This window comes from Bifidobacterium sp. KRGSERBCFTRI (assembly GCF_025908335.1).
Genome location: NZ_CP109653.1, coordinates 1,990,401 through 2,003,882 on the forward strand (window position 1 = coordinate 1,990,401; position 13,482 = coordinate 2,003,882).

General features: G+C 57.7%; 11 protein-coding genes and 1 tRNA gene. 2 read left to right on the plus strand and 10 right to left on the minus strand.

The features are described 5' to 3' along the window. Positions 1-8 precede the first annotated feature (8 nt). The gene (gene crcB, locus OGI63_RS08610) at positions 9-386 is read left to right on the plus strand and encodes a fluoride efflux transporter CrcB (RefSeq protein WP_004217976.1); all 378 of its coding nucleotides are present in this window, start codon (positions 9-11) and stop codon (positions 384-386) included. Positions 387-938: 552 nt separating this feature from the next. Here the strand turns inward: crcB and OGI63_RS08615 are convergent. From OGI63_RS08615 to OGI63_RS08655, 9 genes are all read right to left on the minus strand, one after another. Next, positions 939-1,658 (minus strand): HAD hydrolase-like protein, encoded by a 720-nt coding sequence (locus OGI63_RS08615; RefSeq protein WP_004217975.1) that lies wholly within the window; start codon positions 1,656-1,658, stop codon positions 939-941. An 87-nt stretch (positions 1,659-1,745) separates the two neighbouring features. After that, positions 1,746-2,093, minus strand: coding sequence for an RNA polymerase-binding protein RbpA (locus OGI63_RS08620; protein ID WP_004217973.1), 348 nt, complete (start codon positions 2,091-2,093; stop codon positions 1,746-1,748). A 104-nt stretch (positions 2,094-2,197) separates the two neighbouring features. Beyond that, complete coding sequence (locus OGI63_RS08625; protein ID WP_014483159.1) at positions 2,198-4,789, minus strand: DEAD/DEAH box helicase; 2,592 nt, start codon at positions 4,787-4,789, stop codon at positions 2,198-2,200. 14 nt (positions 4,790-4,803) lie between these two features. Next, the gene (locus tag OGI63_RS08630) at positions 4,804-5,121 is read right to left on the minus strand and encodes a hypothetical protein (RefSeq protein WP_004217971.1); all 318 of its coding nucleotides are present in this window, start codon (positions 5,119-5,121) and stop codon (positions 4,804-4,806) included. Between the two features lie 89 nt (positions 5,122-5,210). Beyond that, positions 5,211-7,148, minus strand: a complete 1,938-nt coding sequence (locus tag OGI63_RS08635) for a helix-turn-helix transcriptional regulator (RefSeq protein WP_004217970.1) — start codon at positions 7,146-7,148, stop codon at positions 5,211-5,213. A gap of 136 nt (positions 7,149-7,284) precedes the next feature. Then, positions 7,285-8,712 (minus strand): UTP--glucose-1-phosphate uridylyltransferase, encoded by a 1,428-nt coding sequence (locus OGI63_RS08640; protein WP_004217969.1) that lies wholly within the window; start codon positions 8,710-8,712, stop codon positions 7,285-7,287. 262 nt (positions 8,713-8,974) lie between these two features. Continuing rightward, positions 8,975-9,048: transfer RNA gene (locus tag OGI63_RS08645), tRNA-Pro, on the minus strand. A gap of 82 nt (positions 9,049-9,130) precedes the next feature. Continuing rightward, positions 9,131-11,263: a bifunctional cytidylate kinase/GTPase Der gene (gene der, locus OGI63_RS08650; protein ID WP_004217968.1), complete on the minus strand. Its 2,133-nt coding sequence runs from the start codon at positions 11,261-11,263 to the stop codon at positions 9,131-9,133. Beyond that, positions 11,260-12,033 carry a pseudouridine synthase gene (locus OGI63_RS08655; RefSeq protein WP_004217967.1) on the minus strand — a complete coding sequence of 258 codons (774 nt, stop codon included), beginning with the start codon at positions 12,031-12,033 and terminating at the stop codon, positions 11,260-11,262. The genes der and OGI63_RS08655 overlap by 4 nt, the downstream gene beginning before the upstream one ends. 155 nt (positions 12,034-12,188) lie before the next feature. On the opposite strand from OGI63_RS08655, the gene OGI63_RS08660 reads away from it, so the two are divergent. Then, positions 12,189-13,211 carry an MIP/aquaporin family protein gene (locus OGI63_RS08660; RefSeq protein ID WP_004217966.1) on the plus strand — a complete coding sequence of 341 codons (1,023 nt, stop codon included), beginning with the start codon at positions 12,189-12,191 and terminating at the stop codon, positions 13,209-13,211. Here OGI63_RS08660 and OGI63_RS08665 read toward each other — a convergent pair. Beyond that, the gene (locus tag OGI63_RS08665; protein WP_012754381.1) at positions 13,125-13,415 is read right to left on the minus strand and encodes a hypothetical protein; all 291 of its coding nucleotides are present in this window, start codon (positions 13,413-13,415) and stop codon (positions 13,125-13,127) included. The genes OGI63_RS08660 and OGI63_RS08665 overlap by 87 nt on opposite strands. Positions 13,416-13,482 lie beyond the last annotated feature (67 nt).

Below are 13,482 nucleotides of genomic sequence, written 5' to 3' on the forward strand. Positions count from 1 at the left end.
TGAGGATTATGGAACTCATTGCAGTGGGATTCGGATGCGCATTGGGAGCCGTCTGCCGGTATCTGCTGGAGAATGGCTTCAACAATTGGACGATGGATCCGATCTCGATTCTTGTCATCAATTGCGTGGGCTGTTTCCTCATGGGGCTATTCACCGCAATCATCGAACGACGCGAACCGAGCAAGGCCATGGCGAAATTCATGACCACGGGATTCTGCGGCGGTCTGACCACGTTCTCCACTTTTTCGGCCGATACCTACAAACTGCTGCAGACGAATGCCTGGCAGGCGATTGCGCTAGTGCTGGCGAGCCTGTTCCTCGGCATGCTGCTGTACGCTCTGGGTCACAGGCTTCCGCGGCGGAATGCACACGCCGATGTTGTTTGAGTTGCGGAGGAATCCAAGGCAATGCATGGAGGAGAAGGCGTTGCTGTTCCGGTAAACCTTGTTAAATGCCACGTTGGTTCGAATAATGAAGTAACAGGCACTTAAATCATCGAAGAAAACACAAAATTACTACACGTTTAAATATATCTATACATCGTGCTGTAGAAAATCCGTAAAAACAGATCTACAGATAAGTATATTGAAAAGTATCATGCAAGTGTTTTCAATAATAAGACTTGTTCGACGAGAATATTTTCCCGTGACCCATTGTTTTGTCGTGGCGTGATTGGTCGTATTCGTTGATCTTATCGTGATGAATGTCGCGGTATCGGTGCCGCCGCTGGTGCGGAGGGTGTGGCCGCGTATTCATCAATCTGACTGAGCCTGGCGAACGAGCTAGATATGACATACCGCATATATATCACTGGGGAGTGTGACGGATATCTAATCTGACATAACGTACATTATCGGATAATGGTATACCGATATAGTGAAGGGGCGTATACGTATTGCATGCGCCCCTTCTGATGAGATTATTGGATTGTCAATCGGTCACTGGCGTTCCGTGAAGTAATCGTTCACCGCATCGGCAAGCTCGCTGACGAACGGAACCACACGGTATGCGCCATGCTCGCGCAATTCGTTCGGCTCGGCATAGCCCCAGCCGCAACCCAGGCAGTCGAGCCCATTGAGCTTGGCGCCGTCCACATCGGTCCAACGATCTCCCACCATGAGCGCTCTGTCTCCGGCGTTCCTGTCCACACCGATTCTGTCGAGCGCATAGGTGATCACCGCTTCCTTGGTGATGCGCGAATTGTCTTTGCTTGCCCCGTAGATGCCGTCGACAAGATCGGTCAGATGGAAATGCTCGCAAATCGGAATGGCCTGATACTCGGGCTTTGCCGTGCATACCGCGAGATAGTAGCCCATCTCGCGCATTTTGCGCAGCTGTTCGGGAATGCCTTCGTACATCGAGTTGACAAGACGGCCGGGCACTTTCCGCCCGGGTTCGTTCGGATCGTTGAACACATTCGCATCACCATAGAAATGCCGATAGACGCGTACCGCCTCATCGAGTTTCTGCGGCGGAATGCCGTTGAGCTTCATCGAATCGATGATGGCAGGTCCAATGAAACGCTGCAATGCCTCGTCGTTTGGCACGGGAACATCCACGGCCTCGAAGGCCTTGATCACGCATTTGATGATGCCGGGGCCCGATTCCGTCAACGTGCCGTCGAGATCGAGCAACACCACTCGCCTGGGTTCTGTCATGTATTTCCTCTTTCCGTCCTATATGGGCACACGCTGTTTTGCAAATGAAAAACCTGACATAACATGCTCTGTCATGTCAGGTTGTCGTCACTCGTAGTCCGGAATCCAGCCGTCGTGATGCATCTTCAGACGCTTTTCGAGCAATGCCGCCAGCTCGTCCTCGCTACGACGCTCCATGAGCATATCCCAATGCGTGCGGGTCGGCTTGGTGATTTCGTCCGGCTGCTCGTCCTCCTCGTTCTCACGGTGCGCGGTGGCGCCGCAACGGCACTCCCATTCGTTCGGAAGATCCGCGGACTCGGCGAACGGCAGGATGGTGCGGTGCCCCTTCGGACATACGTAGGCCACTTCGACGCGAGCCGCGAAATCGACGTTGTCGTCGGACTCCAAGGACTTTGCGCCGATGCTCATGCCGCGCAGACTGCGTTCCGCCATGCTGTTCCTCCTTGAGGTTTCAAAGTACTTCCAAGCTACAAAACAGCTGGGACTACCCCTTTATTCCTTGCATTCTCGGTGTCTGGCACCGGTTTTGGCGCCGATCAGTCCACGCCGGAGTAAGCCACGATGCCACGATTGACGCGCTCGTAGGCCTCATGCGCGAGGGCGGCGAGCTCGGCACCGCCCTCCCCCAGATATGGTTCGGCGACGGCGATCTGCTGCAATACGTCGGCAATGCGTTTCGCCGTACGTACGAAATCCCCACCGGTCATGTCGCTGTGCTCGAGCACTTCGGAGAGCGAGTCGCCATATGCCCAGTTGTACATGAGATCGACGATTCCAAAGTCCAGCGGTTGCAGATAGTTCTCCAGACCGTTCGCCTCGCACAATGCGATGATCTGCCCATCCATGTCCCTCAAGGCGTTCGCGGCCTGCATCACACGACCACGGGGGCCTCCCGGGTACCTTCTCGGTTCCCCACCCTCGCCTCGGCGAGGTTCGTACAGCAACGACGACATCACTGCAGCGAGTTCGGGGGCATTGAGATCGTCGAAGATGCCATGGGTGATCGCCTGCGCCAATACCAGATCACGTTCGGTGTAGAGTCGCCTGAGTAGCTGCCCGTATTCGGTGAGCCTGTAGTCGATGTGACCGTTCTCGTCGGCTGTCTCAAGGTAACCGAGCACTTCGAGGCTATGGCATATGCGGTCGAACTGACGAGCCACCGAACTGGTACGGGATTCATAGCGGTATTCCAGACGCTCGAGTTCCTTGGTCTCACGCACCCAGCGGTGCCCCCATTTCATCAGGGTCTTGAAATCCGCAGACCGTTTGGCGGGGTGGTTCGCCTCCTGCTCTTTGAGCTGGGCGATCTGTGCATCCAGCCGGCGGAATGCACGCGAACGCTCCTCATTCGACTTGAACACCTCGTGCTTGAGCCGCCGGCGTTCGTTCTTCTGCAGGTCGCTGAGCTTCATGCGAATGCGCAGCAGCTCCACCATGTCACCGGCATCATTGCCCATGGCCTCCTCATAGCCAGCTATGGCCTTGCGCAGTTTGTCAATGCGTGCCTCGAGATCCCATGCCGACTCATTGGCTTCCCATTGGGCGAACGAATGGTCGAGGGTGTCTCGTGCCGTCTCATAATCGCTGGAGTTGAGTAGATTGACGGCCATATTGAAGGTCGCCTTGAAGCTCGAATGCAGCGGGTAGACGCGCTTGCTGGACAATGCCACTGCCGTCTCGGGTTTGAAATCGCGGTGATCGACCACGATGGCATTGCCTATGGTGTCGATGCCCCGGCGTCCGGCACGGCCGGTGAGCTGGGTGTACTCCCCCGGGGTCAATGGAACGATGCCAGTGCCATTGTATTTCTCCAGCTTCTCCACCACGACGCTGCGTGCCGGCATGTTGATGCCGAGCGCCAGTGTCTCGGTGGCAAACACACACTTGATGAGCCCCTCTTCGAACAGGCGCTCGACAATCTGCTTGAACAGCGCGATCATACCGGCATGGTGCGCGGCAAAGCCCTCTTCCAAGGCATAGCGGAACTGTGAGAAGTGCAGGGTCTTCAGGTCCTCACGAGTGAGCTGTCCCTCAATCATCTCATCCACGATCTTGCGGATGTGCAGAGCCTCCTCGTCAGTGGTGAGCCGCAACCCGGCGTTGAGGCACTGTTCCACTGCCTCGTCACAGCCATTGCGTGAGAACACGAAATATATGGCGGGGAGCATGCCCAAGAAGTTCAGTTCATCGACGACCGCCCAACGGCGAGGCTGATATCGTTCCGGCTTGCGCACGAACTTGCGTTTGCCTCCGCGGTCTTGCCGCCGCTCCGACCTACCATGGGTGTCCGCACGCGCGCGCCGCGCCTCCATACGGTCGAGCTCGTCAAGCCGGTTCATCAGCCGTGCATTCATTTTGACGGTCTGTTCGCCCATGTCGTCCCTGCAATACAGGTCGAACAACTCCGGTTCGGTGCGTGGATCCTTTTGCAATAACACGTACTGGTCCAGCGGAACCGGCCGGTGTTCAGACACCACGAGCTTGGTGTCCCCGCGTACGGATTCAATCCAGTCTGCAAAGTCCTCGACATTCGACACAGTGGCGGAGAGTCCGATGATCCGAACGCTCTGAGGCAGGTGGATGATCACTTCCTCCCAAATCGGTCCTCTGAACCTGTCAGCGAGATAATGGACCTCGTCGAGAATCACATAGCCCAAGGCGTTGAGCGTTGTCGAATGCTCGTAGAGCATATTGCGCAGCACTTCGGTGGTCATCACCACGATGTCGGCCTCGGAATTTATCGAGGTGTCACCGGTGAGCAACCCCACCTTATCCGCACCGTACATGTCGACTAGATCATGGTATTTCTGGTTGCTCAGCGCCTTGATAGGCGTCGTGTAGAACGCCTTCACATTGCGTTGCTGAGCCAGATATATGGCGAAATCCGCCACCACGGTTTTCCCGGCGCCGGTCGGTGCCGCCACAAGCACATTGGAGCCGGCCTCAAGAGCCTCGTTGGCATCTTGCTGAAAGGCATCCAACTCGAATGGCATACGGTCCGCGAACCGTGCCGCTACAGACTGCATGCGCTTCCTCGACTCCTTGAAGGCCCGGTACCGTTCGGCCGGGCTGAGTTCACGCTCGTCTGTTGACTCGGAATGCCTGTTCCTTTTGTTTCGTCCTGCCATTTTCCCCATCCACGTCAGTCGTTGAATGAGGCCCACCTGCTCCAGATTCGTGCATAGCGTTCACGACGTGCCCGCTTGCGTTTGTCCACCTTCGTATGGGCCTGCGTGTATCGATTGGCGGCCACCTCGAGTGGCTCGGTGAAGATGGGACGCTCCTTGGGGTGTCGGGTGCCCTCGGTATCGGACATGAGGGCAATCCGTTCAGAGACCGCCTCACCGGTCCGTTGCACCGACTGGAGCGCATGGAGTCCGTGAATGATCACGTAGATGATGCCGGCAATCAGCACCGCCAGCATGGCAAGGGCCAGAATCAACCAGATCCACCACGGCATGCATTACCTCTTTCCTTGCGTCGTCCTGTCAATTCCACCGGGCGCGATGGCGTCCGTCCGTCATGTAATATACCTCTACACGCACCGCATCAGCGGGCATGATGTTCCTCGGCTGAATCGGCCTCGCCGTTCTCGTCGAGCATGCTCAGCTCACGCTTGGCGCGTGCGATAATCATCGTGCGCAAGGTCTCCGGTGCCACTGCCAGAATATGGCGGGCATGAGCAATGCAGAACGCCACGAACCACGAGTCAGACTGAATCTGCAGTCGAACCTTCTCCCCCTCACCGCACGGTTCCACCTCGGCATCGCCGAGTGTGCGTATGAACTCCAAATGCGGTTGATCGGTGATGAAGGCGGCGGATGTGGAGGTCTCGATGCTCCATTTGCGCAGGTCGCTCACAGAGACATCTGGAATCTGCATCGGCTTGGTCGGTTCCACCTCCTGGACCTCCTCTATGCGCGCGATGCGCAGGATCTGCCAGATTCGAGGTTCTCCGGTCTCCTTGTTAATCGTCATGTCCTTATGCACGATTTTGTGCAGCGCCGCCGGGGCGACGTCTTCGACATCGGTCCACAAGGCCACGTAATACACGCCTTCGTCCACGTAGATTTTGGATGGTGCCACCAGACGCTCGCGAATACGGCCAGAACCATCGGTGTACTTCATGTCCAGCAACGCATGCTCAGCGATTGCCTTCTTCACAATGCCGAAGGAACGCGGTTCCACCTCGTAGCCGGTCAGACTCAGCCAAGGGGTCTGACCCGGTTCCACATACTGGCGCAGGCGGTCATAGAGGTCAACCGCTTGGCTGCGTTCCTCGGCGGGCAGCAGCGGTGCATGGGCCAGATAGTTCACCGATGCGGTGAGCATGCTCATGTATTGCGGCGAGATTCCGGCAAGACGTTCGAGGCCGAGGGAGTTCGTGGCGCATACAATGCCCTCGGCCTCGAGCAACGACCAGTCGATGTCGAAGAACTGGCTGCCAGCCATCTCGCCATCGTCGGAGACGGTGGTCAGTGTGTTGATGTCCTTGTGAATTGTCTGTACGAACTTCTTGCGCTCGTCGTCATTCTTGGGGACGCCAATGAAGCGCACGGCGAGTTCGGAGAGCGAGTATTCCTCTCCCATGTGGGCGGAGAGGAACAGCATGAGGCGCAGACGGCGATCCACTTCGCTTCCCGTCTGGAACGAGCTCTTCTTATGGCCTTTGCCGTTCGCACCATCCTCGTCCTCCGCCTCGTCGCCGGCGTCAATGGCATGGGCTGCCACCTTGGCGCTGGACATGTTCGCAGAGTCATCGGCCAGCTGGAAGCCGATGGCGGCATTGAGGCGCCGCCGGAATGCGTCCACGGCCTCCGGCGGGTTCACAATGGAGGTGTTCGGGTGCTCAAGCACGAACATGACAAGATCGTCGGTGTCGGTGTAGGCGACGTTCAGACTTTCGCCGTTCACGGAAAGCGTGGCGGCGAATCGGCGGGAATCCACCTCCTTCACCAGATTCTCGGGAATGTGCTGGGTGCCCAGACCAGGTGCAATCGAATCAAGGCCGAGACCGGGAATCGGCGTCTGCGGCACGCGCGGTGCCGTGCGAGAGACGTGTTGCGGTTGAGGTTGTGGGGCGGACGACATGGACATCGATCGCGCTAGATAGTTGGCGGCCGCCAGCACCGGCATGTCTTCCGGCTGGAACTTCAGCCGAATACGGGGCTCGTCTCCGAGCTGAAGGCGGTACGAGGCGAAATCCTGACCTTCGGATTTCGAGGAATATTCGGGTTGCCGCGACTCTATGGCGATTCCCATGGCCGCCAGCTTAGCGCGGTCACGTTGGAATTGCTTCGCGAAAGCCGCTTTCGCGGCCTGATCAGCCAGTTCACCGTAGGAGTCAGCGTATGCCTTCACACGCTGGGCGATCTGGCGGGAAGTCAGCCATTGCGGAAAAGCGGACGACAACACTGCCAGCACATCAAGCTCATGCTTGCCCCACTTATCCGAGAAGCGGCGCCTGCCGTTACTACCCTCAGCCATTAGTCCTCACGTATCGTTATCGTTTTAAATCAAAGTGGGCGCACACAAACGCCCCTTGTATTATCATAAGGGCCTTTTCCTCAAATGGTGTACTGAAACACCGAAAAAGACCAAATTTTCTTTTCTGCGAACAATTCTACAGCCATTCGTCGGGCTCTATACCCTGCGGTCCTACGAATTCGCCGTTTGGGACATAACTCGGCCTACCCTCATCATGCAATGTCGCCTCACCATAGAAGTTCACATCACGGCCGAAGGTCCAATCCCCCTCCACCGTGACCGAGGCAGCCGCTGCAAGCGATGGCACGCCGTAGGGGAAGCGGTCGTCGAAATCATGGATGTTCTTGTAGAAGCGCGTGTCAAGCTGGACGTTCGGGAAGATGTAGTTGCCGTCCTCCATCTCGTACTGATCGGTCAGATGGAAGCGGTCGGAGCGCATGATGAACAGGTCGTCGGTGGTTTTCACCGGCAGGAAGCGCATGCGGTCCACCTCGACGCAGATCGCCCCATTGAACAGACTCACTGCAGCGCCCATCGCGGTCTCGAGCTGAATCACCTCGGTGGTGGAGGCATCCGTTGGGTCGACGGTCTTGTAATTGCGAATGACAGGCAACGGGAGCACGCCGTTGCTCTGTGCCAGCTTCTCGCGTAGGGAGTCGATGCGCACCCAGATGTTGTTCGTATTGAAATACGGATGCTTGTCGATGTTCTTGGCTTCCGCCGCGTCTTCAGGGGCCACCTGCGTCATCTCGCGCAACATGAGTCTACCGGTGACCTTGTCGCGAACGATGTGACCACCCTTGCGATCCGCTTCGGTGCGTTTCGACACTTCGATCATGAACGGAGCGTCGGTGTTTTCGAAGTGCTGGGCCAGAGTGCGTGACGGACGTGCCCCCAGATTGTCTGAGTTCGAGATGAACAGGTACTTGAATCCGTGGCTTTCGAGAATGTCGAGCAGACCCGATTCCCAGAGGGTCGAATACAGGTCGCCGTGCCCGGGTGGGCACCATTCGAGATCGGGATTGGAGGGGAATGACACCGGCTCCCCCGTCGAAAGATCGATCTTGGGCTCCACGTGCTGGATGATCTCCATCGGAATATCATCCTGATGGAACCGCTTGTCTCGGTTGAGCACCTTCATGGTGTCGGCCGATGTGCGGAACGAGTTCATGAACGTCAGCGGGAGCTCCACGCCCAGTCGGTTGCGTGCGGTTTCCACCTGTCCGAGAATGATGTCGATGAAGCGCATTTGCTTGGCTTTGTGCCTGCGAACCGGCAACAATGATTTTGCGCAGTCGAGCCCCATCGAGGTTCCCAGACCGCCGTTGAGCTTGAGGAACGCCGTCTTGGCGAATGCGTCGACCGCCTTGTCGTGGTTGATCGTCTCATAGATCTGCGCGAAATTGGGAATGTCCTGGACCGGCTCGATGTCCTCCTCGCGAATCCAAGTGGTGCCGTCCTCGTGCTGCCACACATCATAGAGATGCTCGAATTGGGCTATGGCCGTCTCGCTCAGGCCGTGGGCCTTCATCTTCTCGGCGGTTCGCTCGAATGCGTCGGTCATGTCAAACCTTTCTCATACGAAGAGGATCCCTGTATCGTTATGCCAACTGTGCCAAGTGTAGCCTTTTTTCCAAGGATTCGCATCTTTTGCATGACAATTCGAATTCATTTCCTAGTTTCAGTTGAAAATATGTAAACAACGAAGAGAAAAGAATTAGTATGTTAATTTTTTGAAAGTCTCGTCCGATCATCTCGAATTGATTCCTTGTAATACGGCAGATTGATCGACGACGGAAAATGAGGTGGGCAGAAATCCCATGAAGTCGGACCAGCGGGATTTGAACCCGCGACCCCTTGACCCCCAGTCAAGTGCGCTACCAAACTGCGCTATGGTCCGTATTGCTCAAAGGCAACGAATACACAATATAGCAGAGGGGGCGAATAATGGCCGACGCTGCGCGCGTCGGCCATTGGAATCGCTACTTACGGCGCTTCTTCTCGCGAATATTCACCGAGATCTGAATCGGTGATCCCTCAAATCCGAATTCCTCACGTAGCGAACGCTCCAGAAAGCGTCGGTACCCGTGCTCCAGGAAGCCGGTAGCGAAGATCACGAAGCGCGGCGGCCGACTTGACGCCTGGGTGGCGAACAGAATGCGAGGCTGTTTGCCACCACGCACCGGATGCGGGTGCGAGGCTTGGATCTTGCCGAGGAATGCGTTGAGCTTGCCCGTCGGAATACGCTTGTCCCAAGACTCGAGAGCCTGCGTCATCGCCTTGGCCAAACGGTTCGTGTGCCAACCGGTCTTCGCCGAGAGATTGACACGTTGCGCCCAAGTGACACGGTCGAATTCGGTCTTCCACAACCGCTCCATGCGCTGGCGGTCGAATTCATCCATGAGATCCCATTTGTTGAATACGAGCACCACCGCACGGCCTGCATCCACCGCCGTGCTCATGACCTTGAGATCCTGATCGGAGATCGGAATGGAGGCGTCGAACAGCACCAAGGCGAGCTCGGAGCGTTCGATGGCCGCTTGGGTGCGCAGCGAGGAGTAGTACTCCGCGCCCGACAGCTTGTGCTGGCGACGTTTGATGCCCGCCGTGTCGATGAACAGGTAATCCTCGCCGTCGATGGTCACGATCTCATCCACGGGATCACGCGTGGTGCCAGCAAGTTCGTTCACCACCGAGCGTTCCGAATGCGAGAGCTGGTTGAGCAGCGACGACTTACCCACATTCGGTCTGCCCACCAACGCCACACGGCGCAGATGGGATGGCGTGAGGAAACCGGAGGTCTTTTCGGCGCTTTTCATTTGCGCAACGGCCTCATCGAGCAGGTCCCCCACTCCCCTTCCATGCATGGCAGAGATCGGGTATGGCTCACCAAGGCCGAGCTTCCAGAATTCAGCGGCCATATACTCGCTGATCTGGTCGTCGATCTTGTTCACCGCGACGGTGACGGGTTTGCCAGCCTGACGCAGCAGCTTCACGATGCGCTCGTCGGTCTGTGTGAGCCCGGTGAGCGCATCTACCACGAAGATCACGGAGTCCGCGAGCTCAACGGCAATCTGAGCCTGGGACGCGATGGCGGAGTCGATGCCTTCGACGTCGGCTTCCCAGCCGCCGGTGTCCACCAGTTTGAAGTCAGTGCCCGCCCATTCGGCGTCATAGCTCACCCGATCGCGGGTGACACCCGGAGTGTCCTCCACAACCGCGGCGCGACGTCCGAGAATGCGGTTCACCAATGTCGACTTGCCCACGTTCGGACGACCCACCACTGCGATGACGCCCACCGCCTTGCGGCGGTCCGACTCTCCGTCTGCACTGAATGCGGAGCCGTCGAGCAGACCCTCATCGCCCTCATCAAGTTCGTAATCGTCGAGATTGGCGGCATATTGCCGGTATGCCTGCTCCTCGATCGCGTCGTCGACCAGACCAATCATCAGATCGAGCGTCTCCCCGAAATCGATGTCGGAGTTGTCGATCGTCGTCACACCATCCGAAGCCTCCGTGAAGTGGGTGACCTTCGAGTCGGCGGCGTCGCGTTTCGCTACATCATCGCTGCCCACTCCACCGGTCTGCTCCTGCCTGTTGCGGCGTGCCTGACGCACCTCCTCTCGGGCCGTGAGCAGGATGCGCACCTCCGCACCGGGTTCCACGACGTCGGTGATGTCACGCCCCTCGGCTACGACACCACGGCCGTGCGAGAACGAATCATCGGCGCTTTGAGCCGCGATGTAGGCACGTTGCGCCGCGATGAGCACGTTGCGCACCGGCATAATCGCCGCGAGTCTGGATACGTGGGATGAGACCTCCTGCGAGCGAATCTGCTCGCTGATGTCGACGTCGTCGGCGAAGACGCCGGGATGCTGGGGGTCGACGCTGATGTCGAAATGGCCGTCGGTGAAGAAGGCCGCCACAATCTCCGTCACCTGCTGCTCATCCACATGGTCCGCATCCAGGTCGACCCCGCGCTCCAGGCACCACCATGTGCATGCACGATACATGGCGCCCGTGTCGAGGTAAGCGAATCCAAAATAGTCTGCAAGGGCCTTCGACGAGGACGACTTGCCCACGCCGGCAGGGCCATCGATTGCCACACGAATCATAGACCGACCTCCTTCGAGAGTGCGCGAACCTCATCCTGCGACAGCACACGGTAGGACCCGGATTTGATGTCACCGAGCTTGATTGGGCCGATCTGCGTACGCACCAGCCGTTTGACCGGGAAGCCAATGGCACCGAAGATGCGGCGGACGATGCGGTTGCGCCCGGAATGGAGCACTACCTTCACGATGGTCTGGTCACGGTTCGAATCGATGATCGAGCAGTGGTCGAGCTTGATCCAGCCGTCGTCGAGCTGTACGCCGGTGCGTACGAGACGACGGCATACTGTGCCGCTCATATGACCTTCCAACGTGGCGATGTAGGTCTTCTCCACCTCGTATTTCGGATGCATGACGTGCTGGCTTAGTTCGCCGTCGTTCGTCATGAGAATAAGGCCCTCGGAATCGTAGTCCAAACGCCCCATGTGGAAGATGCGCTCATATTTGTCGCCGACGATGTCGCGCAGCGTGTAGCGCCCCTTCGGATCGTCCATCGTGCTCAGCACCTTGCGTGGCTTGTTCAAGGCCAAGGTGATGTGCCGCGGATTCAGTCGTATGCGTGAGCCATCGACACGTACTTGCTGGCGTTTCGGGTCGACTCGGGTGCCCAGTTCGGTGACGAGTTCGCCATCGACCTCGACACGGCCGTCGGTGATCATTTCCTCGCATTTGCGGCGGGACCCGAATCCCGCCTGCGCCAGAAGCTTCTGCAGGCGAATACCGTCGCCGTCGTTCTCATATTGTTTTCTGGCTTGACTGTAGATATGTGGCATCGTTCTCCCAACGTGGCCGAATAACATATAACTTTCTCAATATACTGTGCGGACGGTACTCCGTCAAGCCTTGACGAGCACTTGCACAGCTTGTTGAGTATGATGGGTTCCGGTCGCAAAACGCTTTGCGTCTGCCATTTGAATGAAGGAACAATATGACCGATACGACAACAACCGCTTCAGTCCAGCCAAAGAAAGGGCATGATCTGTGGGCGCGTGCACTCTCCGAGTTCGCTGGGTCCCTGCTCATCTGCTTCGCCATCTATCTCATGTGCACTTTCGGTTCGGCGTTCTATAACGTGAACCTTGCCTTCGTCACCGTCTGCGTCGGCGTGATCTACGCGGCCATGACCGCAATCTTCGCACGAATCTCCGGCGCACAGTTCAACCCGGCCGTCACCGTGGCCGCCATGCTCACCTCGAAGACGAAGGTGTGGGACGGCATCTGCTACATCGTCGCGCAGATTCTCGGCGCCATTGTCGCCGGCGGATTGCTCAGGCTTGTGCTGCCCACCTCCGAAAGCGTCGCCGCCAACCAGTGGTATGCCATGGCAGTGAACGGATACGACAAGGGTTCGTCGCTGTACACATCGCTCAATTCGCTGGGACTCACGTTCAGCATCACCGTCGCCATCATCGTCGAGCTGCTTGCCTCCATCATCGTCGTGGCGGCCGCCATGGTTTCGATGCGCAAGCATGGCAAGGTGAGGTCGGACTATGCGCTGGTTATGGGTGTTGCCTATGCTGCCGCGTCAGCCATGAGCTTCCCTGTGACGGGTGCCTCCATCAATCCTGCCCGTGCCACAGGCATCGCCGTGTTCGCCCAGGGGCAGGGTCTCACGCAGGAACCGCTTGCCCAACTCTGGGTGTTCTGGGTCACCGCCATTCTCGCCGCCGCCATTGTGGCGTTGGTGATCATCGTCTCCCAGCTGCTGGGCACTCCGAAGACCAGCGTCGACTCGGATGTAGCCGAGGCCGCCATGGCACAGGCCGGTGAGGTTCCGGCGGAAGATGAGGCCGAGGCGGTTCAGATCGCCGAAGCAGAGAACTACAATGTTCCACTGACCGGAGAACAGACCGACAACGACTATTCAGTGATTGAGGAAGAGGACGCTGAGGAAGAGACCGAACAGGATGACTCCCAGACTGATTCCGCAGATGGAGTCGAACGTCACTGAGCGAATCTTCCACGGGCTGCGTTCCCGCAACACAGTCCGTAGCACACTGGTTCCAATGGCCGTCACAGACAGTAGGGCTGTGGCGGCCATTGCTTTGCCACATGCAGCCAATACGGTGGAGACCACCACACAGAGCGCCACTCCCCATTCGAATGCGGGTTTGCCCTCATGGCTCTCAGAGACAAATGGATGATGGCTGCTCATGGTGCTCCTCCCAGTGATTGCTGCATACTTTACCCTATCCCCTGCATGTATGCCCGTAACATGATGG